The 26,161-nt window shown below is 63.0% G+C and carries 23 protein-coding genes; 11 read left to right on the plus strand and 12 right to left on the minus strand.

Going from position 1 to position 26,161, the window contains the following annotated elements; translation table 11 throughout:
• Positions 1 to 58 precede the first annotated feature (58 nt).
• The 7 genes from AAHE99_RS03310 to puuE form a co-directional block, all read right to left on the minus strand.
• Positions 59 to 3,445, minus strand: a complete 3,387-nt coding sequence (locus AAHE99_RS03310; protein WP_342114381.1) for a TonB-dependent receptor — start codon at positions 3,443 to 3,445, stop codon at positions 59 to 61.
• Positions 3,446 to 3,915: 470 nt separating this feature from the next.
• Complete coding sequence (locus AAHE99_RS03315) at positions 3,916 to 5,337, minus strand: adenosine deaminase family protein (RefSeq protein WP_342114382.1); 1,422 nt, start codon at positions 5,335 to 5,337, stop codon at positions 3,916 to 3,918.
• 12 nt (positions 5,338 to 5,349) lie between these two features.
• Positions 5,350 to 6,657 (minus strand): guanine deaminase, encoded by a 1,308-nt coding sequence (gene guaD, locus AAHE99_RS03320; RefSeq protein WP_342114383.1) that lies wholly within the window; start codon positions 6,655 to 6,657, stop codon positions 5,350 to 5,352.
• Positions 6,658 to 6,660: 3 nt separating this feature from the next.
• Positions 6,661 to 7,596, minus strand: a complete 936-nt coding sequence (gene xdhC, locus AAHE99_RS03325) for a xanthine dehydrogenase accessory protein XdhC (protein ID WP_342114384.1) — start codon at positions 7,594 to 7,596, stop codon at positions 6,661 to 6,663.
• A gap of 1 nt (position 7,597) precedes the next feature.
• Positions 7,598 to 9,943 carry a xanthine dehydrogenase molybdopterin binding subunit gene (xdhB, locus tag AAHE99_RS03330; RefSeq protein ID WP_342114385.1) on the minus strand — a complete coding sequence of 782 codons (2,346 nt, stop codon included), beginning with the start codon at positions 9,941 to 9,943 and terminating at the stop codon, positions 7,598 to 7,600.
• Positions 9,940 to 11,412 (minus strand): xanthine dehydrogenase small subunit, encoded by a 1,473-nt coding sequence (gene xdhA / locus AAHE99_RS03335; protein WP_342114387.1) that lies wholly within the window; start codon positions 11,410 to 11,412, stop codon positions 9,940 to 9,942. The genes xdhB and xdhA overlap by 4 nt, the downstream gene beginning before the upstream one ends.
• A gap of 79 nt (positions 11,413 to 11,491) precedes the next feature.
• On the minus strand, positions 11,492 to 12,442 hold the full coding sequence (gene puuE, locus AAHE99_RS03340) for an allantoinase PuuE (RefSeq protein ID WP_342114389.1): 951 nt from the start codon (positions 12,440 to 12,442) through the stop codon (positions 11,492 to 11,494).
• Positions 12,443 to 12,534: 92 nt separating this feature from the next.
• Between puuE and uraH the strand changes: the two genes are divergently transcribed.
• Positions 12,535 to 12,888, plus strand: a complete 354-nt coding sequence (gene uraH, locus AAHE99_RS03345; protein ID WP_342114391.1) for a hydroxyisourate hydrolase — start codon at positions 12,535 to 12,537, stop codon at positions 12,886 to 12,888.
• Here the strand turns inward: uraH and AAHE99_RS03350 are convergent.
• Entirely contained in the window at positions 12,885 to 13,373 is a 489-nt protein-coding gene (locus AAHE99_RS03350) for a NuoB/complex I 20 kDa subunit family protein (RefSeq protein ID WP_342114393.1), read from the minus strand. The two genes, uraH and AAHE99_RS03350, sit on opposite strands and share 4 nt — an antisense overlap.
• A gap of 79 nt (positions 13,374 to 13,452) precedes the next feature.
• Positions 13,453 to 14,313, minus strand: a complete 861-nt coding sequence (locus AAHE99_RS03355) for a helix-turn-helix domain-containing protein (protein WP_342114395.1) — start codon at positions 14,311 to 14,313, stop codon at positions 13,453 to 13,455.
• Between the two features lie 94 nt (positions 14,314 to 14,407).
• On the opposite strand from AAHE99_RS03355, the gene AAHE99_RS03360 reads away from it, so the two are divergent.
• From AAHE99_RS03360 to AAHE99_RS03395, 8 genes are all read left to right on the plus strand, one after another.
• A complete protein-coding gene (locus tag AAHE99_RS03360) occupies positions 14,408 to 15,697 on the plus strand; it encodes an HlyC/CorC family transporter (RefSeq protein ID WP_342114397.1) in 1,290 nt (429 codons plus the stop codon).
• 83 nt (positions 15,698 to 15,780) lie between these two features.
• Positions 15,781 to 17,514 (plus strand): type IV-A pilus assembly ATPase PilB, encoded by a 1,734-nt coding sequence (pilB, locus tag AAHE99_RS03365; protein WP_342114400.1) that lies wholly within the window; start codon positions 15,781 to 15,783, stop codon positions 17,512 to 17,514.
• 11 nt (positions 17,515 to 17,525) lie between these two features.
• Positions 17,526 to 18,737, plus strand: coding sequence for a type II secretion system F family protein (locus tag AAHE99_RS03370; RefSeq protein WP_342114402.1), 1,212 nt, complete (start codon positions 17,526 to 17,528; stop codon positions 18,735 to 18,737).
• Positions 18,738 to 18,744: 7 nt separating this feature from the next.
• On the plus strand, positions 18,745 to 19,614 hold the full coding sequence (locus tag AAHE99_RS03375) for a prepilin peptidase (RefSeq protein ID WP_342114404.1): 870 nt from the start codon (positions 18,745 to 18,747) through the stop codon (positions 19,612 to 19,614).
• A gap of 1 nt (position 19,615) precedes the next feature.
• Positions 19,616 to 20,218, plus strand: coding sequence for a dephospho-CoA kinase (gene coaE / locus AAHE99_RS03380; protein ID WP_342114407.1), 603 nt, complete (start codon positions 19,616 to 19,618; stop codon positions 20,216 to 20,218).
• A 61-nt stretch (positions 20,219 to 20,279) separates the two neighbouring features.
• Positions 20,280 to 21,035: a cell division protein ZapD gene (gene zapD / locus AAHE99_RS03385; protein ID WP_342114410.1), complete on the plus strand. Its 756-nt coding sequence runs from the start codon at positions 20,280 to 20,282 to the stop codon at positions 21,033 to 21,035.
• A gap of 5 nt (positions 21,036 to 21,040) precedes the next feature.
• Positions 21,041 to 21,220, plus strand: a complete 180-nt coding sequence (yacG, locus tag AAHE99_RS03390; RefSeq protein WP_342114413.1) for a DNA gyrase inhibitor YacG — start codon at positions 21,041 to 21,043, stop codon at positions 21,218 to 21,220.
• Positions 21,220 to 21,648 (plus strand): nuclear transport factor 2 family protein, encoded by a 429-nt coding sequence (locus AAHE99_RS03395; protein WP_342114415.1) that lies wholly within the window; start codon positions 21,220 to 21,222, stop codon positions 21,646 to 21,648. The genes yacG and AAHE99_RS03395 overlap by 1 nt, the downstream gene beginning before the upstream one ends.
• Before the next feature lie 97 nt (positions 21,649 to 21,745).
• Here the strand turns inward: AAHE99_RS03395 and mutT are convergent, their stop codons facing one another.
• From mutT to argJ, 3 genes are read right to left on the minus strand one after another with little or no spacing between them, the layout of a single operon-like run.
• A complete protein-coding gene (mutT, locus tag AAHE99_RS03400) occupies positions 21,746 to 22,141 on the minus strand; it encodes an 8-oxo-dGTP diphosphatase MutT (protein WP_342114417.1) in 396 nt (131 codons plus the stop codon).
• On the minus strand, positions 22,138 to 23,007 hold the full coding sequence (locus tag AAHE99_RS03405; protein WP_342114419.1) for an ATP-binding protein: 870 nt from the start codon (positions 23,005 to 23,007) through the stop codon (positions 22,138 to 22,140). Before AAHE99_RS03405 ends, mutT begins: the two co-directional genes overlap by 4 nt.
• 3 nt (positions 23,008 to 23,010) lie before the next feature.
• A complete protein-coding gene (gene argJ / locus AAHE99_RS03410; protein WP_342114421.1) occupies positions 23,011 to 24,249 on the minus strand; it encodes a bifunctional glutamate N-acetyltransferase/amino-acid acetyltransferase ArgJ in 1,239 nt (412 codons plus the stop codon).
• Positions 24,250 to 24,476: 227 nt separating this feature from the next.
• On the opposite strand from argJ, the gene AAHE99_RS03415 reads away from it, so the two are divergent.
• Positions 24,477 to 25,709, plus strand: a complete 1,233-nt coding sequence (locus tag AAHE99_RS03415) for a porin (RefSeq protein WP_342114423.1) — start codon at positions 24,477 to 24,479, stop codon at positions 25,707 to 25,709.
• Between the two features lie 10 nt (positions 25,710 to 25,719).
• Positions 25,720 to 26,127, plus strand: coding sequence for a hypothetical protein (locus AAHE99_RS03420; RefSeq protein WP_342114425.1), 408 nt, complete (start codon positions 25,720 to 25,722; stop codon positions 26,125 to 26,127).
• Positions 26,128 to 26,161: the final 34 nt, after the last annotated feature.

Genomic DNA, 26,161 nt, shown 5'->3' on the forward strand with positions numbered 1-26,161 from the left:
TATGTTACGCACAAAAAAAACGGGCCTTGCGGCCCGTTTTCATGCGGTTCTAAGCAGCTTAGAACTCGTAACGCAGGGATGCCTGGATCGACCACTGCGATTCGCCGCGAACCTGGCGAACATCGTAGTCTTCCACAGCGTCACGCACGCGGTACACGTACTTGCCGGTAACTGGGTCAACACCGCCGAAGTCCACGAAGGAACGCGACACGCCGCCGGACGAGGAGTAGCCAACTTCGTTGATGTGGCCCCAACGCTTGTTCAGCAGGTTACCCAGGTTCTGGATATCGAAGCGGAACACGCCTTTGTGACCGGTCATGAAGCCAGGGATCTCTTGCGAGATACGCAGGTCGAAGTTGTGCGCCCATGGAGCGAACGATTCGCCGCGCTTCACGATGCCGCCCTTGCTGTTACGCAGAGCGCGGTACTGGTTAACAACTGCCCAGAACTTGTCTTCGTTAGCGTGGTTGGTTGCGGTGTCGCCAGCAAAGATCACGTCGCCCGAACCTGGTGCACGTGGGATGTACATCAGGTCGTTGGAGGTGATGCTGTCGCCGTTGGCGTCGTTGTTGAAGGTCCAGTTGTACGGCTTACCGGAACGGCCTTCGTAGTTCAGGCCGAAGGTGGTGCGGTAGTTGCCGAAGAAGGCCTTACGGAAGTTCACCAGGGCTGCGATACGGTCCTTCACCATGTACTGGGAATTCGCCACCACGTTTTCGTTCGGGTTGAACGAACCACGGGCGCCGTAGGTCGAGCTGGCGGTCGAAGCCTGCAGCGGCGACACTTCTTCAGCATCGGTGTAGGTGTACGACACGGACCAGCCGAAGCCACCGATCAGCGGACGGCTCAGGGACACGGTCGCCAGGTTGGACTGGCCTTCCTTGGTGTTGGTTGCCACGAACACGTTGCCGAAGGCTGCATTGCTCAGTGCCTTGTTACGGGCGCCGGCGCAGTTGAAGCCGTTGACGGTGCCGGTGGTGATCATGCCGCCGGTGGCGTTCCAGCAGTTCGGGTTCAGGCCCTGGGTGGTGTAGTACAGCGCGCGGCCGTCGGTACCGGTCTTGGTCGCTTCGCCCAAGTTCAGGTTACGGTAGTAGATACCGTCCTTGGTGCGCAGCGCCAGCAGTTCGGTGGTCAGGACCATGTTGTACCAAGGCAGTTCGTGGTCGAATGCCAGGTTGGCTTTCCAGATCGAAGGCTGACGGAAGCCTGGAGCCAGTGCATCCACGTTGGCAGCGGAAGTCGCGCCCGGGAAGTTGGTCACTTGCTTGGTCACGTCAGGGTTGAAGGTGCCGTTCGGGCAAGCCGAGGTGGTGGAACCGGAGCAGCTGACGGTGCGGGTTGCCACGCCGTTGTTCTGGTATGGGTTGGCCATCCAGACCGACATCGCCACGCCCTGGAACAGGCCGGCGCCGCCGCGAACCTGGGTTGGACGCTCGTGGTCAATTTTGTAGTTGAAGCCAACGCGCGGCTGCCACAGTTTCTGGCCGTCGATGGTGTTGGTGTTGTCCAGGCCGAAACCGCCGGTGGCGCGGGCGCCGGTGGCTGGGTTGCCGGCAACGTAAGCTGCCTGCACCGCGGCGTTGCGGGTTGGACGCTCAGGCAGATCGGTCATGTCGACGCGCACGCCGGCATTCACGGTCAGGCGGTCGGTCACGCTCCAGGTGTCCTGTACGAACAGGCCGGTGTTCTTCAGGGTGAAGTGCGCGATCGCGTCATCGAAGGTGCGGCCAGCGGCTGGCACCTGCACCGAGAAGCTCGATGGACGGCCGTTGCCGAAGTTTTCCAGCATGGCTTGTACACGCTGGTCGTAGCTCAGGTTGTTACAAGTAGCAGGGGTGGCCTGGAACGAGTACACAACGTTGTCGATACACGCGAAGGTGTAGTTGCCGTATACGTTCTGCAGGAAGATGTTGGTAACTTCGTTCTTGTTCATGTCCGCGCCGAACTTCAGTTCATGCGCGCCCAAGCTCCAGTTGGCGCCGACGTACATGTCGTCGGTATTGGTGCCCAGCACGTTACGCTGACGGCTGAACTCGGTACCTGCGTTCAGGAAGCGGTTCGCGGTCGATACGCCGGCTGGAGTGCCGGCCGGGTTGGCGCCGGTGAACTGGAAGCCCATTGCCGGCAGGGTGGAGCCGACCTTTGGTACGGCGTCGTACTGGCGGTTGGACCACTTGACTTCGGTCGAGAAGTTCGGGGTCCAGTCGGAGTAGAGCTGGGCCACTTTGGTTTCCAGGACCTTGCCCTGGGTGTACCAGTTCGAGCTCAGCGACAGGCTGCTGGAGCCGAAGCCGGAGAAGATTGGCTCAGCCTGGTCGGTCTTGGACCAGCGGACCATCATGCGGTGGTCGTCGTTGATGTTCCAGTCAACCTTCACCAGCTTGTCGGTCACGTTCATGGCCGCGCCGCTGGCTTCCATGCCGCCCAGGTCCATGCCGTACTTGGACTTGGCCAGAGCCGAGATGGAGGAGATCGCCGCTGGGGTGATACCGATGTTGGTCAGGCTCGAACCCAGTGGGCCGAAGGCCGGGGTCGACAGGCTCGACTTGTACTTTTCGTAGTTGACGAAGAAGAACAGCTTGTCCTGGATGATCGGGCCGCCCAGGGTCGCGCCCTTGGTGGTGGTCTGGAATGGCTGTGGCTTGGTGTAGGCGCCGGTCGACAGGTTGAAGCGGTCGCCAGCCATGTCTTCGTTACGGAAGACGGTGTACACGGAGCCCTTGAACTTGTTGGTACCGGACTTGGTCACGGCGTTGATGTTGGCGCCGGTGTAGCCCTTCTGGGTCACGTCGTAGTTGGCGACGTTGATCTGGGACGACTGGATCGCTTCGATCGAAATTGGCTGCTTGGCGAACGGCGAACCGGAGCCTTCCAGGCCGAAGGTGTCGCTCACGGCCACGCCGTCGATGGTCATCGAGTTGAAGCGCGAGTTCTGGCCGGCTACGGAGATCTCGTTACGCTCCTTGTCGGTCTGCGAAACGCGTGGGTCCATACGCGCGTAGTCTTGCAGGCTGCGCTGGATCGAACCCTGGATTTCCAGATCAGCGGAGCTGATCGTGGTCACGGTGCCCTGGGTTGCCTTGTTGAACTTGTCAGCGCGGGCAGCGTTGGAACCGGCGATGGTCACGGTCTGCATGGCCTGGCCGATGGTGGCGTCCACGGAAGCGGTTTCAGCCAGTTCGACGAAGATGTTATCGCGCTTTTCGGAAACGCCGTTCTTGGTAATGGTGATGGTGTACGGGCCACCGGCGCGCAGGCCGCGGGCAACATAACGGCCTTCGGCATCCGTGGTCACGGTGCTGACCGAGCCGGATTCCACGTGCACGATGTGCACGGTTGCGCCAGCTGCTGGCTTGCCGTCGGAGGCAGAAATACGGCCGCCAATCGCGGAGGTCGTGTTCTGCGCGAATGCCGGAGCGGCAAACACGAGGGACAGGCTCAACGCGATTTGCGTCAGCCGGAGCCGTTTATGATTCATCATTGATATACCCCAAAAGAGAACAAAATATTGGTAAATGTCGCCAACTCACTGCAAAGTGTCGACGCATTTGCGCTTTTTACTAAATGTTGCAAAAAATAGCAGCCGCCCAGCGATTTTAGGCACCCTTGGTGACAAGGGTGCTACAGCGTTATGACAAACTTGTGACGCCTGTGACCATTCAGACGTGGTGGACGTATCTTTCCGTCAACTATGCCTGAAATGTGTCATTCAACACAAATTCATTTTCCTTTAGGTATTTATACGTAGGGAAAATAAATTGCATATCGTTATACGTTTTTTTGAAATTACAGAGGGCTTTAAGGCGGCATTATAAAGAATCGCCACGCCTTGGAGGGAAATGCAACGTTGGGGATTTGTAACTGGAGGGGGCACTTGTGGCGAAAGGGCCACAAGTGCGCTCAAACAGAGGCTTACTTCAGCGAAGCTGCCACCTCGGCTTCGAACTTGGCGAAACGCGCGTCCAATTGCTTCAACAGGCGCTGTTTGTCGCTGTCGGCCAGGAAGCCGTAACGGATGCTGTCATATGACAGCTTCTTCACTTCCGCATAGCTGGTTTTGTAGCGGCTGGCGAACAGCACGTACTCGTTCGACAAGGTGTTACGGCTGACGCCGGTATCGTCGCTCGACAGCACAAACGGCACGCCATATTTGCGGTAGATGTTAACTGGGTGCATCTCACCCTTCACGCCCAGGATGAATTCGTTTGAAGTCAGGTTCACTTCGACTGGAATATTTTTCTCGCGCATCTTTTTCAGGATAGCCAGCGGCTGGCTCTCATGGGCGATGTCCATGCCGTGGCCGATGCGCTTGGCGCCGGCGATGTCGATGGCTTCGGCGATGTGGAACTTCAAGCCTTCCGGCGGCACCTGGCCCAAGGCCAGCTCGCCGGCGTGCAGCGACAGCTTGACGCCCGGGTACTTGGCGCTCAGGAATTTATACATGCGCATGTGCAGCTTGTAGTCGCGCATCGAGACTGGATAGTGCTCGGCGCCAACAATATTCACCGACACCACCTTCTTGTTCTGGCTGGCGATCTTGAAACCGGCGGCCATCTGCGAGAACACGATGGAAGGCGACAGGAAGCGCAGCACGAAGGGCTGGTAACGCATGGTGAAGTTGTCGTCGTCGATGCCGGCGCTGCTGCTGTCGACATAGGCGCTGTAGTCGGCGATGCCCTTATTGAAAGCCGGGCTGGCTTCCAGCTTGGCCAGGTAGGCGGCGAAGGCCGCTTCGTCGCTCAGCTTGCCGTCGAATTCGGCGTCGAAGGTGATCGGGGCGATCTCGAAGACGGTTTCGATATAGCTGACATTTTCGGCGATAGCGCGTTCTTTCAGGCGTTTCTGGCCGTCATTGCCATTGGTCGATGCCACGCCGTCAAAGCGCAGGAAGGTGGTGAAGAAGGCCAGGTCGGGCGGCAGCTGGTTCTCGGTGTGGTTGTAGAAGTCCATCACCGACCACTTGTGCATCAGCGAGCGGTAGGCGACCGGGTCTTTTTCCAGTTCGGCAACGGTGGCGCAGTTCTTGCGGTCGGCCGCCTTGTCGGTCTGCACGCTCCAGGTGGTCTTGTCGATGCAATAGCCCAGCTTGTCGACCCACTCCAGGTATTGCTCGGCATAAATGGAGCCCGAGTAGTGGTGGTGCAGGTCGGCGCCCTTCGGCATATTGTTGAAGAACATGGTCAGCTCTGCCGTTTTCGGCGCCGGGCCGGCCACCAGGGAGGCGAAGTGGCGCGCGGTTGCTTCGGCGGCGGTCGGGGCGGATTGGGCACCCGGCGCGGCAAAGGCGGCGGAAACCGCGGCGGCGATCAGCAGGCTGGACAAGTTCTTGGGCATGGCGTTCCTTTATCAGTGTGCTTGGTGGACCAGCTGCCCTGCCGAATACGTTGCCGCAATGGCACGGTCATCTCCCAGCAGCGCCAGCGCGAACAGCTGTTCTTCCAGGCTGTCGGTATTGGCGCTGCGGCGTGCCAGCAGCGGCGTGGCCTGCGGGTCGATCACGATGAAGTCCGCTTCGCGGCCGGCGGCGAAACTGCCGATAGTGTCGTCCAGGTGCAGGCTGCGCGCGGCGCCCAGCGTCGCCAGGTAGAACATGCGCATGGCAGGCAGGTAGCTGCCCTTCAAGCGCGCTACTTTATAGGCTTCATTCATGGTTTGCAACATGCTGAAGGAGGTGCCGGCGCCGACGTCGGTGGCCAGCGACAGCAGCATGCCGGCCTTGTCGGCTTGCTCGAAATCGAACAGGCCGGAGCCCAGGAACAGGTTGGAGGTCGGGCAGACGGCGGCGGCGGACTTGGTCTCGGCCATGCGGGCACGGTCGTTCTCGTCCAGCCAGATGCAGTGGCCGTAGACGGCGCGCGGACGCATCATGCCGTAGCGGTCGTAGACGTCCAGGTAGCTGCGCGCCTCCGGGAACAGCTGCTTGACCCAGGCGCATTCTTCCTTGTTTTCCGAGACGTGGGTTTGCAGGAAGGTGTCCGGGTAATTGCGCGCCAGCTCGCCGGCCAGCTGCATCTGCGCTTCCGTGGAGGTGGGGGCGAAGCGCGGGGTGATGGCGTACAGCGAGCGTTCGTGCTTGTGCCAGCGCTGGATCAGGGCTTCCGTCTCCAGCGCGCCGCTTTCGGCGGTGTCGCACAGGAAGTCGGGGCAGTGGCGGTCCATCATGACCTTACCGGCGATCATGCGCAAGTTGCGCTTTTCGCTGGCGGTGAAGAAGGCGTCCACCGATTGCGGATGCACGGTGCAGTACACCATGGCGGTGGTGGTGCCATTGCGCAGCAGCTCGTCGAGGAAGAATTCGGCGACCTGCGCGCTGTGCGCCGGGTCGGCGAACTGGCGCTCGGTCGGGAAGGTGTATTGCTCCAGCCATGGCAGCAGGCCTGGCGCCGGCGAGGCGATCATGTCGGTCTGCGGGTAGTGCACGTGGGCGTCGATGAAGCCGGGCATGATGATCTTGCCGCGGTAGTCGTGCACCGGTGCGTCCGGCGCCAGCGTGTGCGCCAGGGTGGCGTAGTCGCCGGCTGCCTGCACCTTGCCGTCTGCGACGATCAGCAGGCCGTCTTCGTGCCAGGCGTGGGCGCGTTCGATGAAGGCCGGATCGGCGTGAAAATGCAGCAAGCCTGCTCGGTAGGCTTGCACGCTGGATTGCTTGCTCATTCTTTATTCTTTCGCCTGGGATTCCCAGACCATCAGTAGTTGTGCTGCGACCGACGCGGCGATGACGGCCGGTGCTTTGTTGATGATACCCGGTAGGCCGACCGGGCATACCATGGTGTCGGCGCTCAGGCCTTTGGCTTCCATGCGGCTGGTGAATTGGGCGCGCTTGGTTTTGGATCCGATCAGGCCGAACCAGCCTACCCTTTCCCTTGCTGCGATGGCTTCGCAGAGGCGCTGATCGAGGGCGTGGCTGTGGGTCATGACCAGGTAGCTGGCGTTGTCGGGGGCTTCTTCGACGCAGGCTTCGGGTGTATCGGTGGCTTCGATGGTGACGTTGTCCGGAATCTGGTCGGGGAACATGGCGTCGCGTTCGTCGACCCAGGTCACGCTGCAGGGCAGCTCGGCCAGGGCGCGCACGATGGCCGCGCCGACGTGGCCGGCGCCGAACAGGACCAGGTGGGCTCGAGGGGCGTTGATCGCGTCGACCAGCCAGCGGCGGCCGCCTTCGTCAGTGCGGATGTGGGTTTGCGCATGGCGCTCGTCGATGATGCGGCTCTCGGCCGGGCCGTCGAGGGCCACGATACGGCAGGTATCCTCCTTGCGCCGCTGGCGGAGCTGCGCGAGGACGCGTTCCAGGTCGCCGCTCACCGGCTCAAACAACAGCCACACGACGCCGCCACAGCATTGCCCCAGGCTCGGACCGAGCGGGAAGCGCTCCAGGCGCGCCGCGGCCACGGGCGCGGCGGCGGCGGACGTGGCGAGGATGTCGCGGGCGATGGCGAGGGCCTTGTGTTCGAGGTGGCCGCCGCCGATGGTGTCTTGCTGGCCGTCGGCGGTAACGAGCATGTGGGTGCCCGCTTCGCGCGGCACCGAACCTTCGGCGCGTGCGACCGTGACGAGGACTGCCGGCACGCCGGCTGGAGTCAACCAGTCCGCCATATCAGCCTGCCGCGCCCGGCGCAACCGCCGCTTCGACTGCGCTGATGGCGCGCAGGATCTCTTCGCTGGTGGCCGGCGCATTGAGCGGCGGATTCACGCGATGCTCGCCGACGGCGGAAACCGCGTCGCGAATCGCGAAGAACACCGAGAACGGCAACAGCAGCGGCGGCTCCCCCACCGCTTTCGAGCGATGGATGGAATCCTCAACATTCTTGTTGGCGAACAAACGCACCCGGAAATCCGCCGGGCAGTCGGAAATGCCCGGGATCTTGTAAGTCGACGGCGCATGCGTCATCAGCTTGCCCGCCGGGTTCCACCACAGCTGCTCGGTGGTCAGCCACCCCATGCCCTGGATGAACGCCCCTTCCACCTGGCCGATATCAATCGCAGGATTCAGCGACTGGCCGGCATCGTACAGCGCGTCGGCACGCAACAGCTTCCACTCGCCGGTCAGCGTATCCACCACCACTTCCGACACCGCAGCGCCGTACGCATAGTAGGAGAACGGATGCCCGTTCATGGTCTTCGGATCCCAATGCAAATGCGGCGTAGCATAGAAGCCGTCCGACCACAGCTGCACGCGCGCCAGGTAAGCCTTCTGCACCAGCGCCGCGAACGGCACGCTCTGCCCGTTCACATGCACCTCATTGGCGTAGAACCGAACGGCCGACGCTTCGCCGCCCAAGGTCTTGGCCGCAAACTCCGCCAGGCGCTGGCGGATCTGGCCAGCAGCGTCCTGCGCCGCCTTGCCGTTCAAGTCCGCGCCGGTGGAGGCTGCGGTGGCGGAGGTATTCGCCACCTTGCTGGTATCGGTCGCCGTCACGCGCACGTGCGACAGGTCCAGCCCCAGCTCGTGCGCCACAACCTGCGCCACCTTGGTATTGATGCCCTGCCCCATCTCCGTGCCGCCATGGTTGACCAGCACCGAGCCATCGACATACACATGCACCAGTGCGCCCGCCTGGTTCAGGTGGGTCACATTGAAGGCGATGCCGAACTTGACCGGCGTCAGCGCCAGCCCGCGCTTCAGCACCGGGCTGGAGGCGTTGTAGGCGGCAACGTCAGCGCGGCGCGCGCGGTATTCGCTGCTCTGCTCCAGCTCCGCCACCAGTTCATGAATCACGTTATCCACGATCACCTGGCCGTATGGCGTCTGGTTGCGCTCCGTCTTGCCGTAGAAATTCAGGCGGCGGATATCCAGCGCATCGCGCCCCAGGTTGCGTGCAATCTCGTCGATCACGTACTCGATGGCGATGGCGCCCTGTGGGCCGCCAAAGCCGCGGAACGCGGTGTTCGACTGGGTATTGGTCTTGCCGCAGCCGGCATGGATCTCAACGTCCGACAGGTAGTAGGTATTGTCGAAGTGGCAGACCGCGCGTGTCGCGACTGGGCCGGACAAATCGGCCGAGAAGCCGGCGCGCGAAGTCATGTCGACCTTGGCCGCCACGATGCGGCCCTCATCGTCGTAACCGACTTCGTACTCGTAATAGAAGCAGTGCCGCTTGCCGGTCACCATCATGTCGTCATCGCGGTCGGCGCGCAGCTTGACCGGCTTGCCGGTGCGCGCGGCAGCGATGGCCGCCGAAGCCGCCCACAAGGCCGACTGCGACTCCTTGCCGCCGAAACCACCGCCCATGCGGCGGCACTCCACTGTCACATGGTTCGAATGCAGGCCCAGCGCGTGCGCCACCACGTGCTGCATTTCGCTCGGGTGCTGGGTCGAGCACTGCACCAGCATGGCCCGGCCCTCTTTCGGGATCGCATAGGCGATCTGGCCTTCCAGGTAGAACTGCTCCTGGCCGCCGACATATAGCTGGCCTTTCACGCGATGCGGCGCCTGCTCGAAGGCCGCCTGCGCGTCGCCGCGCAGCAGCTTCATTGGCGGCAGCACGTAGGAACCGGCCGCCTTGGCCGCTTGCGGCGTCAGGATCGCTGGCAGCTCTTCGTAGCCCACTACGCCGCGCTTGGCCGCGCGGCGCGCATTGGTGTGCGAGTCCGCCACCACGATGAAGATCGGCTGGCCGACATACTGCACCAGGCCATCGGCCAGGATCGGGTCGTCATGGATGATCGGGCCGCAGTCATTGGTGCCCGGGATATCGGCCACGGTGAACACCGCCACCACGCCCGGTGCGGCCCGCACCGCATCCAGGTCCAGCGAGGTAATACGTGCATGGGCCTTGGACGACAGGCCCAGCGCCGCGTGCAGGGTGCCCTGCAGCTCGGGGATATCGTCGGTGTAGGTGGCCTGGCCCAGCACGTGCAGCTCGGCCGATTCGTGCGGGCGCGGAATGCCGACGCCGGTCCAGGTGGCGGCCTTCAGTTCAGGGGTGACGGGATGGTTCATGATGCCTCCACGGCAAACGCATTGACGGCATTGGCCGCCAGCGGCGCATCGCTGCGCGTCTCCAGCCAGAAGCGGCGCAGCAGGTTCTGCGCCGTCTTCATGCGGTATTCACTGCTGGCGCGCATATCGCTCAAAGGCGCGTAGTCGCGCGCCAGGGCCGCCATGGCATCGGCCAGCGCAGCCTCGCTCCAGGCGCGGCCCGCCAGCGCGGCTTCGGCCTGCGCCGCGCGTTTGGGCGTGGCCGCCATGCCGCCGAACGCGATGCGTGCTTCGGTAATCTGATCGCCGTCCATGCGGAATGCAAACGCTGCGCAAACGGCGGAAATATCCTGGTCGAAGCGCTTGGCCAGCTTGTAGGTGCGGAAGCGCACATCGGCACGCGGCAGCGGCACGCGCAGGGCCTGCACGAATTCGTCCGGCTGCAAGTCCTTCTTCATGTAATCGAGGTAGAAGCTTTCCAGCGCCAGTACGCGCTCGCCCGCCGCACCGCACAGCACGACCTGCGCGCCCAGCGCGATCAGCCACGGCATCGAATCGCCGATCGGCGAGCCGTTGGCGACATTGCCGCCCAGGGTGCCGGCATTGCGGATCGGCAGCGAAGCGAAGCGCTGGCGCATCTCGCCCAGTTCCCGCGGGTAGTGCTGGCACAACACGTTGTAGGCATCTTCCAGCGACACGCCGGCGCCGATTTCCACCGCGCCGTCCAGCGCCCGCACGGTCTTCAGCGCATCGACATGGCCAAGGTAGATGATGTCGCCCAGCTCGCGCATCTGCTTGGTGACCCACAGGCCGACGTCGGTGGAGCCGGCCAGCAAGGTAGCGCCCGGGTTGGCGGCGCGCAGCTGGATCAGTTCATCCAGGGTGCGCGGAGCCAGGAAGGTCTGGCCGTGCGCGGAGTAGACCGCCAGCGAGTCGCGCTTCAGCGCCTCCAGCTGCTCGGCCACACGGGCCGCATCGAACTGCACTTGCGGCAGTTCGACCATGCGCTGGGCGGCGTCGATGATCGGACGGTAGCCGGTGCAGCGGCACAGGTTACCCGACAGGCAGTCGTCGATTTCCTTGCGCGAGGCGCACTGGCCGTCCTGCTTCAGGTACAGGCCCCACAGCGACATGGCGAAACCGGGGGTACAGAAACCGCATTGCGAGCCATGGCATTCCACCAGCGCCTGCTGCACCGGGTGCAGCGCGCCGTCCGGCTGCTGCAGGTCTTCCACGGTGAACAGGGCCTTGCCGTCCAGCGTAGGGGTGAGCTGGATGCAGGAATTGACCGCCTTCAGCTGCAGCTGGCCATCATCGGCCAGCGAGCCGACCAGCACGGTGCAGGCGCCGCAATCGCCCTCGGCGCAGCCTTCCTTGGTGCCGGTGCAGTGCAGATCTTCGCGCAGATGCTGCAACACAGTCTGCGTCGGGGCAGCGTCGTGCACTTCATGCACGGCGCCACGGTAGTAAAAACGGATCGGTTCTGCCATCTTGGCCTCGCAATAGTCCTAGATTGCAAGACTAACATTTCCACCACCCCACCATATAAGAAAACTCTTATTTTGAATATCAGACGTTTCGCATATAGGGGTGGTGCTGGTGCCAGTGCTCGGCAATGTCGATGCGGCGCGTGATCCACACCTTGTCATGGCTCTGCACGTAATCGAGGAAGCGCGCCAGGGCGGCGGCGCGCGCCGGACGCCCCACCAGGCGGCAATGCAGGCCGATCGACAGCATTTTTGGCTGGTTCAGGCCGTTCGGGTCCCCTTCCTTATAGAGTACGTCGAATGCGTCTTTCAGGTAATCGAAGAATTGCGTGCCACTATTGAAGCCTTGCATCGCGGCAAAACGCATATCGTTGGTATCCAGGGTGTAGGGCACGATCAGCTGCGGCGTGCTGGCCGGCTTGCCGTCGCCCCCCGTGTGCGCCACCTCTTGCCAGAACGGCAGGTCGTCGCCGTAATAGTCGGCGTCGTAGCGGAAACCGCCATGCTCGACCACCAGCCGGCGCGTATTCGGCGAATCGCGACCGGTGTACCAGCCCTGCGGCGCGCTGCCGGTCAGCTCCTTGATGATCTGCACCGCCTCCTGCATATGGGCGCGCTCGGTGGCCTCGTCCATGTTCTGGTAGCTGATCCAGCGCAGGCCGTGGCAGGCGATCTCATGGCCCAGTTCCTGGAAAGCGGCCACCGCTTCTGGGTTGCGCTGCAGGGCCATCGACACGCCGAAGATGGTCAGCGGCAGCTTGCGCTCCTCGAACATGCGCAGCAAACGCCACAGGCCGGCGCGCGAGCCGTACTCATAAATCGATTCCATGCTCATGTGGCGGTTCGGGAAGGCGGCCGCGCCGATGATCTCGGACAGGAAAGTCTCCGACGCCGGGTCGCCGTGCAGCACGCAGTTCTCGCCACCCTCTTCGTAGTTCAGCACGAATTGCAGGGCCACGCGGGCCTGGCCGGGCCAGTTCGGGTGGGGTGGCGTGCGGCCGTAGCCGATGAGGTCGCGGGGATAGTTGCTCATGATGCTCCGGGATGAAAGGTATATGCTCAATAATATATTGGCGTTATGGCACCAGTATATGATCTGCCGGATACACAAAATAAGGAATCACTATGGGAAAACTGAGCACCCACGTCCTCGACACCGCCCACGGCAAGCCAGCCGCAGGGGTGCGCGTGGCGCTGTATGCGCTGGCGGGCAGCGGCCGCACGCTGCTGAAGGAAGATGTGACCAATGCCGATGGCCGCTGCAGCGCGCCGCTGCTGGCGGGCGAGACCATGCGGCCGGGCCGCTATGAGCTGGTGTTCGGCGCCGGCGACTACTTCGCCGCGCTGGGTGTGGCATTGCCGGAGCCGCGCTTTCTCGACCAGGTGACGATCACCTTCGGCATCGCGCACGCCGACCAGAACTACCACGTGCCGCTGGTGGTGTCGCCCTGGTCGTATTCGACCTACCGCGGCAGCTAGTCGCGCAGCATGGCGGGGCGGTCGCCGCGGCGGGCGCGCTGCTGCAGCTGCATCAGGCCATATAACAAGGCTTCCGGGGTCGGCGGGCAGCCCGGGATGTAGACATCCACCGGCACGATGCGGTCGCAGCCGCGCACCACCGAGTAGGAGTAGTGGTAGTAGCCGCCGCCGTTGGCGCAGGAGCCCATCGACACCACATAGCGCGGTTCGGGCATCTGGTCGTACACCTTGCGCATGGCGCGCGCCATCTTGTTGGTGAGGGTGCCGGCCACGATCATCAGGTCCGCCTGGCGCGGCGAAGGACGCGGGCACATGCCGAAGCGGTCCATGTCATAGCGCGCCGAGGCGGCTTCCATCATCTCCACCGCGCAGCAGGCCAGGCCGAAGCTCAGGTACCACAGGCTGTTGGTGCGGGCGGTTTCCATCAGGCCTTCGAGCGAAGCCAGGATATAGCCATCGCGCTCCAGCGTTGCTTCCGTTTCCATTGCATTCCCCTTTGATTAGCGCCGCCACGATAGCGGGGCTTGGGGAAAAAGGATTGTATGGATGCGACACCGGGCGCGCTTAGCCCTGGCTGACCACCACCGCGCGCGAGGCGTCGTCGTAGCGCAGCAGGCGCAGCGCGCCATTGGCGTCGGCCGCCGCTTCCATCAGGGCTTTGGGCGCCAGGCCGGTGAACTGGACGAAGTCGCGCACCATATGGGCCTGGTCGTGGTAGCCGGCATCGACCGCTACCCGGGTCAGGATGCCGTGCCGCATCGGCGTGGCCACCAGGGCCGACAGCGCGCGGATGTAGCGCATCATGCGGCGGCTGTCGCGCAGGGTCTGGCCGTAGCTGGCCATCACGCGCCGTTCGAGCTGGCGCACGCTGATGCCGTAACGCTCGGCGATGTCCGGCGTGGGTAGCGCCAGCAGCTCCGGCGCCAGGGTGAACGGGCGTTGGCCGTTGTCGCGCGCGGCCAGGCGGCGCAGCAGCCAGTCGCTCATGGCGGCGACCCAGCGCGAGCTGTCGGCGGCGCCGGCGCGCAGGCCATCTTCGAGCCGGGCGGCGCCGTCCCAGTCGGGCGCGGCATCGGCCAGCGGCACCACGGCGTCGCGCAGCTCGCCCACGGGGACGTCGAGCAGGCGGGAAAACTGGCTGGCCTCGATCACGGCGCTGATAAAGGTGGTGCCGGGCTCCCACACGGCGGGGAAATGCTGGCTCAGCGGGCCGGTGACGAAGGGTTCGCTGTGCACGCGCTCGCGGCCGTCCGGATCGGCAAAGCGCGAGCCGCCGCGGATGAAAAAGGTCAGCATGGGACAGGGCGTGGCCGGCACCAGCACGGCGCCCGGGCTGTAGTACTCGATATGGAAATAGCGCACCACGCCGGCCAGTGCGGCAGGCGGCAAAATGGCGAGGCGCATCGGCGCCAGGAGTACATCCACGTCTCTCATGGCCCAATATTATAGGCCGTGGTGGCGCGGGACGCCGGCAGGCCGCGTGGTAGAATCGCCGCTTCACCGACTCCTCCCGAACACCTTGGATACCGTTCCCTTGTGGGCGCAATTTGCCGCCCTCTCCTTCCTGATCCTGGCCTCAGCCTTCTTCGCGATGGCTGAAACGGCCCTGATGGCCGCCAACCGCTTCCGCCTGCGGCACCAGGCCAAACGCGGCAGCCGCCGCGCGATCGCCACCCTGTGGCTGCTGGAACGCACCGAGCAACTGCTGTCCCTGGTCCTGGTGGCCAACACCCTGATCAACGCCATGGCCATCGCCCTGGCCACCGCCATCGCTATAACCCAGTTCGGGCTGGAAGAACACGTGATCGCCCTGTCCACCGTGGCCACCGTATTCGTGCTGATCGTGCTGGCCGAGATTTCGCCCAAGATCGTCGGCGCGCGCTATGCCGACCAGATCGTACTGCCGGCCTCCTTCGTGCTGCGCCCGCTGCTGTCGGTGTCCAAGCCGCTGCTGTGGTTCGTGCACCTGTTCGTCAACACCCTGCTGCGCCTGTTCCGCGTCAAGCCCACCGGCCAGGTGCACGAAGGCCTGCTGTCGGCCGACGAACTGCGCTCGGTGCTGCTGGAAAACGGCAGCTTCATCCCGAAAAAGCACAAGAGCATCCTGCTCAACCTGTTCGACCTCGATACCATCGCGGTGGACGACATCATGACCCCGCGCGCCCAGGTCGAAGCGCTCGACTTCTCGCTGCCGGTCGAAGAAATCAAATCCCAGCTCACCACCTGTTTCCACAACAAGCTGCCGGTGTACGACGGCGAGATCAACCGGATGATCGGCATCCTGCACGTGCGCAAGGCAGTGTCCCTGCTGAACGAGGACGACGAGCTGACGGTGGAACACTTCCGCACCCTGCTGTCGGAGCCGTTCTTCATCCCGCAGGACACGCCGGCCTTCGCCGCGCTGCAGAACTTCCAGGAGAATAAGGAACGCCTGGCGATCGTGGTCGACGAATACGGCGAGGTGCAGGGCCTGGTCACCCTGGACGACATCATCGAGGAAATGATCGGCGATTTCACCACCTCCACCCCCAGTGCGACCCGCGCCGACAGCTTCGGCTGGGACGCCGAGGGCGCCTGCCTGCTGGAGGGCAGCACGCCATTACGTGACATCAACAAGCGTCTGGGTTTAAACTTCCCGCTGGATGGGCCCAAGACCTTGAACGGAATGTTGCTGGAAGAATTACAGGATATTCCCGATGCACCGATCTCGATCAAGGTGGGTGCCTGCATCATCGAGGTGGTGCAAGCACAGGACCAGGCTATCAAAGTAGTGAAATTACGACGCCCGGAGCCCCGCTACGCAGAGTGAAACGTGCGGCGCTTTACAAAAATGATGCCTACAGGCATCATCCGGAGACTCACTCAATATTATCAATCTGATAGTGCGCTCCTATGGCTGCAGTCCAACCCAACCCGGCGACCGGCACTCCCATGTCGGGATTGGCTCGGGCCCTGATGCAAGCGGGGCGTCTGACCCCGCCGCAGGCGGACGCGCTCCAGAAAAAGGCCCAGGCCGAAAAATCCCACTTCATTGATGTCCTGCTAAGCAGTGGCAGCATCAATCCGCGCGAACTGGCCGCCTTCTGCGCCGACACCTTCGCCTACCCACTGCTCGACCTGGCCGCCCTGAATATCGAGCTGCTGCCGCAAAAAGCCATCGATGCCAAGCTGATGCTGGCGCAGCGCGTGGTCCCGCTGTCCAAGCGCGGCAACAAGATGTCGGTGGCAATCTCCGACCCCACCAATACCCAGGCGCTGGACCAGATCAAGTTCCAGGCCGAATCGACGGTGGAACCGGTCATCGTGCCGCACGATGCCCTGCTCAAGCTGCTGGAAAACCTGTCCAAGAGCTCCGAGCAGACCATCATGGACCTGGCGGGCGAGGAAGGCGAGATCGAATTCGCCGAGGAAAGCGAAGCGACCCCGACCCAGGCCCAGGCCGACGCCGCGGCCGACGTGGAAGACGCGCCGATCGTGCGCTTCCTGAACAAGATGCTGATGGATGCGGTGAATATGGGCGCATCCGACTTGCACTTCGAACCTTACGAAAAGTTCTACCGCATCCGCTTCCGCGTCGATGGCATGCTGGTCGAACACGCCCAGCCGCCGACTTCGATCAAGGACAAGCTGGTATCGCGCATCAAGGTGCTGTCCAAGCTGGACATCTCGGAAAAGCGCGTGCCGCAGGACGGCCGCATGCGCCTGATCGTGTCGCCCACCAAAACGATCGACCTGCGCGTCTCGACCCTGCCGACCCTGTTTGGCGAGAAGACCGTGATGCGTATCCTGGATGCGACCCAGGCCCAGATGGGCATCGACTCGCTGGGCTACGACCCGGACCAGAAGGAATTGCTGATGGACGCCGTGCACCGTCCTTACGGCATGGTGCTGGTGACCGGCCCGACCGGTTCCGGCAAGACGGTGTCGCTGTACACCTGCCTGAATATCCTGAACAAGCCCGGCATCAATATCTCGACCGCGGAAGACCCGGCCGAGATCAACCTGCCCGGCGTGAACCAAGTCAACGTCAACGACAAGGCCGGCCTGACCTTCCCGGTGGCGCTGAAGTCCTTCCTGCGCCAGGATCCGGACATCATCATGGTTGGTGAGATCCGTGACCTGGAAACGGCGGACATCGCGATCAAGGCCGCGCAGACCGGCCACATGGTGTTCTCCACCCTGCACACCAACGACGCGCCGTCGACCCTGACGCGTCTGATGAATATGGGCGTGGCGCCCTTTAATATTGCCTCCTCCGTCATCCTGATCACGGCGCAGCGCCTGGCGCGCCGCCTGTGCACCTGCAAGCAGCCGGTCGACATTTCGCCCGACCTGCTACTGAAAGCCGGTTTCAAGGAAGAGGAACTGGATGGCACATGGAAGCCTTACGGCCCGGTGGGCTGTGAGCGCTGCAACGGATCCGGCTACAAAGGCCGGGTCGGTATCTATCAGATCATGCCGATCTCGCCCGCGATCGAAGCATTGATTCTGGCACACGGCAACTCGATGCAGATTGCGGCACAATCGGAGGCGGAAGGCGTCAAATCGCTGCGCCAATCGGGGCTGGTCAAAGTCAAGAACGGCCTGACCAGCCTGGAAGAAGTGCTGGGCTGCACCAACGAATAGGAAACACGGATATGGCTACTGCGGGCAATGCGAAGGAACAAGTCTTCTCATGGGAAGGCAAGGATAAGACCGGTAAAACGGTGCGCGGCGAAATGCGCGCCGGCGGCGAGGCGGTGGTCAATGTGACCCTGCGCCGCCAGGGCATCATGGTGACCAAGGTTAAGAAGAAGGTCTACCGCTCCGGCAAGAAGATCTCCGACAAGGACATTACCCTGTTCACCCGCCAGCTGGCCACCATGATGAAAGCCGGTGTGCCGCTGCTGCAAGCCTTCGACATCGTCGGCAAGGGCCACGCCAATCCCTCGGTTTCCAAGCTGATCCTGGACCTGCGCTCGGATATCGAGACCGGTACCAGCCTGAACATGGCCTTCCGCAAGTACCCGCTGTACTTCGACCCGCTGTTCTGCAACCTGGTGGCGGCCGGCGAACAGGCCGGTATCCTGGAAGACCTGCTGACCCGCCTGGCGATCTACAAGGAAAAGACCCTGGCCATCAAGGCCAAGATCAAGTCGGCCCTGACCTACCCGATCGCGGTGCTGGCGGTGGCTTTCATCGTGACCGCCGTGATCATGATCTGGGTGGTGCCGGCCTTCAAGGAAGTGTTCGCCAGCTTCGGCGCCGACCTGCCGGCGCCGACCGTGTTCGTGATGACCTTGTCGGAATACTTCGTCAATTACTGGTACATCATCTTCGGTTCGATCTTCGCGTCGCTGTACTTCTTCTTCCAGTCCTGGCGGCGCTCGACCAAGATGCAAGCCACGATGGACCGCATCCTGCTGAAGATCCCGGTGTTCGGCGACGTGATCCGCAAGGCCACCGTGGCACGCTGGACCCGCACCCTGTCCACCATGTTCGCGGCCGGCGTGCCGCTGGTGGAATCGCTCGATTCGGTGGGCGGCGCTTCCGGCAATAACGTCTACGTGGAAGCGACCAAGAAGATCCAGACCGAAGTCTCGACCGGTACCAGCCTGACCGTGGCCATGCAGAACGCCGACGTGTTCCCAAGCATGGTGACGCAAATGGTGGCGATCGGCGAAGAATCCGGTGCGCTCGATGCCATGCTGGGCAAGGTGGCCGACTTCTATGAAGAAGAAGTCGACGAAGCGGTATCCCAGCTGTCCAGCCTGATGGAGCCGATGATCATGGTGATCCTGGGCGTGCTGATCGGCGGCCTGGTGGTCGCAATGTACCTGCCAATCTTTAAACTCGGTTCTGTGGTGTAAAACAAGAATGCAAGAAACCCTGATGCTGTTCTCCCCTCCCGCAACGCTGGCCGCCGCCGTGGTGGCCGGCATCCTGGGGCTCTTGATTGGCAGTTTCCTCAATGTCGTCATCCACCGCCTGCCGATCATGATGCAGCGCGAATCGGACAATTATGTGGCGTCGGAATCGGGCAAGGAATTGCCGCACACCGACCGCTATAGCCTGGTGGCGCCGCGTTCGGCCTGCCCGCACTGCGGCCACCAGATCACGGCGATCGAGAACATCCCCATCATCAGCTGGCTGGTGCTGGGCGGTAAATGCCGTGCCTGCAAGGCGCCGATTTCGGCGCGCTACCCGATCATCGAAGCGCTGACCGGCCTGCTGTCGGGCTGGCTGGTGTGGCAATTCGGGTTCGGCTGGACCGGCATGGCGACCCTGGTGTTCGCCTGGCTGCTGATCGCCATGACCTTCATCGACGCCGACACCCAGTTGCTGCCGGACGACCTGACCTATCCCCTGCTTTGGCTGGGCTTGCTGGTGAATATCCAGGGCGCCTTCGTGCCGCTGCAGGATGCCGTGATCGGCGCCGCCGCCGGCTACCTGGTGCTGTGGACGGTGTACTGGGTCTTCAAGCTGGTCACCGGCAAGGAAGGCATGGGCTACGGCGACTTCAAGCTGCTGGCGGCGCTGGGCGCCTGGCTGGGCTGGCAGATGCTGCCGGCGATCATCCTGCTGTCCTCGGTGGTCGGCGCGGTGGTCGGCATCACCCTGATCCTGTTCTTCAAGCATGGCCGCAGCAAGCCGATCCCGTTCGGCCCTTACCTGGCCGGCGCCGGCCTGCTGGCCCTGGTGTTCGGCCCGCAGATCGCCGCTTTCATGCACGGCGTGGCGCCATAATATGCCGGCGCGCTTCACGGTCGGCCTGACCGGCGGCATCGGCAGCGGCAAGAGCCTGGTCGCCAGTATGTTTGCCGACCGCGGCGCCAGCATTGTGGATACCGACCAGATTGCCCACAGCCTGACGGGCGCCAGGGGTGCCGCCATGCCGGATATCATTGCTGAGTTTGGCGAGCAGATGGCCGATAGCCATGGCGCCATGGACCGCGCCAAAATGCGCGAGCTGGTGTTCCGCGAGCCGGACGCCAAGCGCCGCCTGGAAGCCATCCTGCACCCGATGATCCGCAGCGCCACCGAGGCGGCGGCGGCCGATGCGACAGGCAGCTATGTGATCCTGGCGATTCCGCTGCTGGTCGAGTCCGGCAGTTGGAAGCAGCGCGTCAGCCGCGTGCTGGTGGTCGACTGTCCGGAGGAGATCCAGGTGGCGCGCGTGATAGCGCGCAATGGGCTGGCGGAAGAGCAGGTTCGGGCGATTATGGCGGCGCAGGTGCCGCGCCAGGTGCGCCTGGCGGCGGCCGATGACGTGATCGATAACGGCGGCCGGATCGAGGCGCTGACGCCTCAGGTAGACCGCTTGCATGATTTTTATCAGCAATATTTGTAATTTTGCTTCGCATGGTTCAGAATCACGTGATTATTAACAGGTTCTCCACACGAGGGATGCTTTGATCGTCTACGAATATCCTTTCAATGAGCGCATCCGCACGCTGCTGCGCCTGGAGGATTTATACGAGAAATTCAAGTTCTTCGTGCATCAGGAGCATCCGATGCAGCACCACGTGGCGCTGGCGACCATTTTCGACATGCTCGAAGTGGCGGGACGCGCCGACCTGAAATCCGATTTGCTGCAAGAACTGGAGCGCCAGCGCCAAAGCCTGCTGGGCTACCGTTCCAATCCCAATGTCCAGGCTGAAATGCTGGACGCCATCCTCTCCGAGCTCGACAGCGTGTCCAGCGCGCTGGTGGCAGCGCAGGGCAAGACCGGCCAGAACGTGCGCGACAATGAGTGGCTGATGAGCATCCGCGGCCGCACCATCATTCCGGGCGGCGCCTGCGAATTCGACCTGCCTTCCTACTACGCCTGGCAAAAGCAGCCGGCGGAAAAGCGCTTCAACGATATCGTCACCTGGTTCAATCCGCTGGTGCCGCTGTTCGATGCGCTGGGCCTGGTGCTGCGCCTGCTGCGCGATTCGGGCGCGCCGGTGAAGATGATCGCCAATGCGGGCAGTTACCAGCAGATGTTGCAGGGTAAGGTGTACCAGATGCTGCGCTTGTCGGTGGATGAGTCGCTGGGCGCGATTCCTGAGATTTCGGCCAACAAATATATGCTGTGGGTGCGCTTTACTTCCCAGGGCGGGGACCTGAAACCCAAGCCGCTGGAAGAAGATGTACCATTCGAGCTGACCCTCTGTAATTTCTAAGTACCATGCCGACTGTCGTTGAATGTCCCACCTGCCAGGCCAAGGTTGAGTGGACGGAAGCCAATAAATACCGCCCTTTCTGCAGCGAGCGCTGCAAGCTGATCGACCTCGGCGCCTGGGCGGAGGAAAAATACACCATTCCGGGTAGCGCACCGACTGATCCTCTGGATGAGGATCAGCAGTAATGCTGCGCCTGCTCGCCGCTGCGTCCTTGGCTGCTGCCGCCAGCCTGGCCCATGCCGGGCCGCGCGAAGTGGCGCTGCAGGTGGCGGACTCGCAGTGGAATACTTACCGTTTGCAGGGTGATGCAAAGGCGCTGGGGCCGCTGCTTTCCGACCGCTGGGTGCTGACGCACTCCGATGGGAAGGTCCAGCATAGGGCGGATTATCTTGGCCAGCTGGGCACGGGCTCGCGGCGGAATACTTCGATTACCAATGAAGATGTCACCGTCGAGCTGCATGGCGATACGGCCATTGTGACGGGCAAGAGCGTGCAGTCGGGCGTCGGCGAACAAGGGCCGTTCAGTGGTACGTTCCGGTTTACCCGTACCTGGCATTGGCAGGATGGGCGCTGGGTGATGCTGGCGTCGCACTCTTCGCGCCTGGCGCCTTAACCCCGGTAAACCAGGGTCAGACCCAAGGGTCTGACCCGGGCCTGCGGCAGCCGCGTATCTGGGTCTGACCCTTGGGTCTGACCCAGGTTTACCGGTTTTAGTAGCGCACCCGGTCCAGCCATTCGAGCAACGGAATCGTCGCCGGCAGCAAGGGCTCCACGCCTACCGTGCCCTGCCAGGCAAAGGCCTGGCCTTCCAGGCTTTGCGGTTCGCCGGTCCACTCGCGGCTGATGAAAAAGTGCAGCCGCACATGCGCGTGCGGGTAGACGTGCTCGATACCGCACCACTCCTCTGCACTGACGATGTGGATCCCCAGTTCTTCGACGAACTCGCGCTTGAGCGCCTCCAGGATCGTCTCGCCCGGATCGACTTTCCCGCCCGGGAATTCCCAATAGCCCGCGTAAGGTTTGCCCTCCGGCCGCTGGCCAAGCAGCACATCGCCATTCGGCATCATCAGGATGCCCACCGCCACATCAATCGGGCGCGCACTCATGGCAGCCTCCCTGCATAATCCCGCGCAAACTGCCACGCCACGCGCCCCGAGCGCGAGCCGCGCTGCAAGGCCCATTGCAGGGCCTCGGTGCGGGCTTCGGAGATCTGCGACACGCTGCAGCCAAAGGCCGCCAGCCAGTGCGCCACGATGCCCAGGTAGTCCTCCTGCTTGAACGGATAGAACGACAGCCACAAGCCAAAGCGCTCGGACAGGGAAATCTTCTCTTCCACGGTCTCGCCCGGATGCAAGTCGCCATCCTCGTCGTGGGTGTAGGTCGCGTTGTCCGACATCCGCTCCGGCATCAGGTGGCGCCGGTTCGAGGTGGCGTAGATCAGCACATTGTCCGTCACCGCCGACACTGAGCCATCCAGCGCCACTTTCAGCGCCTTGTAGCCGCTCTCCCCTTCTTCGAACGAGAGATCGTCGCAGAACACCACGAAGCGTTCCGGCCGGCCAGCCACCAGGTCCATGATATCGGGCAGGTCATGCAGGTCGCCCTTGTCGACTTCGATCAGGCGCAGGCCATCGACGGCGAACGCCGCCAGGCAAGCCTTGATCAGCGAAGACTTGCCGGTGCCGCGCGCGCCGGTCAGCAGCACGTTGTTGGCCGGCTTGCCCTGCACGAACTGGCGGGTGTTCTGCTCGATCTGCGCTTTCTGGCGGCCGATATGCTGCAAGTCGTCAAATGCGATCTGCGCCGGACGCGGCACCGGCTGCAGCCAGCCCGCGCCATCGTGCCGCTTGCGCCAGCGGAAGGCGGTGGAAGCCTTCCAGTCCGGCGCGACAGGCGCCGGCGGCAGGATCGCTTCCACGCGCTCCAGCAGCGCCTCGGCGCGGCGCAGGAATAGGTCGAGTTGGGTCGCCACCGATCAGGAACGGTAGTCGGCGTTGATCGACACGTAGTCGTGCGACAGGTCGCAGGTGTAGACGGTGGCGGCGGCGGTGCCGCGCGCCAGCTTCACCCGCACCGTGATTTCGCTCTGCTTCATCACGCGCTGGCCGTCTTCTTCCTTGTAGTCCGGATTGCGGCCGCCGTCCTTGGCCACCCACACATCGTCCAGGTACAGGTTGATCTTCGACACGTCCAGGTCGTCCACGCCGGCGTAGCCGATGGCGGCCAGGATGCGGCCCAGGTTAGGGTCGGAAGCGAAGAAGGCGGTCTTCACCAGCGGCGAATGGCCGATCGAGTAGGCGATCTTGCGGCATTCCGCGACGTCCTTGCCGTCTTCCACGGTGATGGTCATGAACTTGGTGGCGCCTTCGCCGTCGCGCACGATGGCTTGCGCCAGGAACACCGACAGTTCGGTCACGGCGGCGGCCAGCGCCTTGTATTCCGGCGAGTCGACCGAATCGACCACCAGGGTGCCGGCGCCGGTGGCGACCAGCATGAAGGAATCGTTGGTCGAAGTGTCGCCGTCGATGGTGATGCAGTTGAAGGACTGGTCGGCCGCTTCCTTGACCAGCACGTCCAGCACCGGCTGCGCCACTTTGGCGTCGAAGGCCAGGTAGCCCAGCATGGTGGCCATATTCGGCTTGATCATGCCGGCGCCTTTGGAGATACCGGTCATGGTCACCTTGTGACCGGCGATATCGACGGTGCGCGAACCAGCCTTTGGCTGGGTATCGGTGGTCATGATCGCTTCGGCGGCGTTGAACCAGTTATCCAGCTTCAGGTTCTGGATCGCCTTCGGCAGGCCGGCCACGATCTTGGCGACCGGCAGCGGCTCCAGGATCACGCCGGTGGAGAACGGCAGGATCTGCTGCGCGTCGCAACCGAGTTCCTGCGCCAGTGCGGCGCAAGTGGCGCGCGCATTGGCCATGCCCGCTTCGCCGGTGCCGGCGTTGGCGTTGCCGGTGTTGATCATCAGGGCGCGGATCGGCTTGCCCCCCGCTTTCACGGCCGCCAGGTTTTCCTTGGAAATCTGCACCGGCGCGGCGCAGAAGCGGTTCAAGGTGAACACGCCGGACACGGTGGCGCCATCGGCCAGCTTCATGACCAGCACGTCCTTGCGGCCCGGCTTCTTGATACCGGCTTCGGCATAGCCAAGCTCGATACCGGCAACGGCTTGCAGGTCGGCGGCGACAGGGATAGGGGAATTGACGGCCATAGTGTTCTTCTCGGTCAAAAATAAATGGGTAATCGAAGGCGCTATTGTAAACGCAACGCTTCTTCCGATGCGCAGTGCAAAAAGCCCACAGATATTAGAACGACCGCACTATTTTTGAGCGCGAGCGTACAACTAGCAGAAGTTTTGAATTATCTTAGGCAACTGCCGTTGATTAACGGCACCACTTTGGTGCTTCTCACAAGAATATATTCGATCGGATCACTTTCATGAAGAAACAGCTTCTCGCCGCCGCAATCCTGGCAGCCACCGGCATGATGGCCCAAGCCGGTACCCTGGGCGACGGCAACCTGAGCATCAGCGGCTTCGGCACCCTGGGCGTGGCCCAGACCGACAAGGACGATGCCAAATTCGCACGCTACAACCAGGCTTCCGGCACCGGCGATTCGCCGCGCATCGGCCTGGACAGCAACCTCGGCCTGCAAGCCAGCTACACCTTCAACGACCGCCTGTCGGCGACCGTGCAGGTGCTGACCCGCAAGAACACCAGCCCACAGTTCACCACCGACCTGACCTGGGGCTTCCTGAAGTACAAGCTGAACGACGAGATCAATGTGCGCGTCGGCCGCGTGGTGCTGCCAGCCTTCCTGATCTCGGACTACCAGAACGTGGGCTATGCCAACACCATGATGCGTCCGCCGATCGAAATGTACGGCCAGGCGCCAATCGAAAACCTGGACGGCGGTGACGTCAACTGGCAGCACGCCTTCGGCGACACCAATGTCACCGTGCAAGCCTTCGGCGGCATCAGCCGCGGCAAGCTGTACATCCCGACCGGCGGCGGCTCGATCGCCAAGCACCAGTCGCCGGTGTTCGGCGCAGCCGTGACGGCCGAATACGGTCCGTTCACCGCGCGCGTGGCGCACGCCCGCGCCCAGATCGAATCGAACAACCTGGGCCCGATCAATAATGTGACCGATGGCCTGACCAAAACCGGCATCCCGGCCATGGTGCAGCTGGCGAACGACCTGACCCTGAAGGGCGGCAAGCGCATGAGCTTCACCGAGATCGGCTTCACGATGGACTACAAGAACGTCGTGCTGCAGGCCGAATACGCCCAGCGCCGCGCGCACGAGCCGGTGTACATCCCGGAAACCAATTCCGGCTACGCCATGATCGGCTACCGCATGGGCAAAGTGCTGCCTTACTACACCCACGCCTACTACAAGGGCGCCGGCTCCACCGTGACCGTGCCGACCGTACCGGCGGCGCACCCGCTGGCGCCAACCCTGGGCGCCATCCGCGGCCTGCTGACCTCGCCTGAGCAAGAGACCGACCTGGTCGGCCTGCGTTGGGATTTCGCCAAGTCGCTGGCCCTGAAGGTGCAGGTCGACCACGTGCAGCCTAAAGTGAAAGGCGGCTCCCTGATCCTGCCGTCCGGCGTGCCGACCTACAGCAAATCCGTGAATGTCTATGCCGTTGGCGTCGACTACGTGTTCTAAGGAGGAAGCCATGAAAAAAATCCTGACCGCCCTGCTCGCTTCCACCCTGGCTGCCGCTGCCCTGCCGGCATCGGCTGAAATCGTGGTGATCGTCAACAAGGACAACCCAGCCTCGCGCATGTTCTCGGAACAGGCGTCGCAGTTCTTCCTGGGCAAATCGGCCATGTTCACCCCGGTGGACCAGGCCGAAGGCTCCAAGATCCGCGCCGACTTTTACCAGAAGGTGGCCGACAAGGATCCAGCCCAGGTGAAAGCCATCTGGTCCAAGCTGGTCTTTACCGGCAAGGCCACGCCGCCGAAGGAATTCAAGTCCAACGCGGACGTCAAAAAGGCCGTGGCGGAAGACCCGAAAGCCATCGGCTACATCGACAAATCGGCGGTGGACGATAGCGTCAAAGTCATCCTGACCTTGCCGTAAGCCGCCTCCACCCCGCGCCAGACGCCGCCCCGCA

Source organism: Pseudoduganella sp. OTU4001, from assembly GCF_038440195.1.
GTDB lineage: Bacteria > Pseudomonadota > Gammaproteobacteria > Burkholderiales > Burkholderiaceae_D > Rugamonas.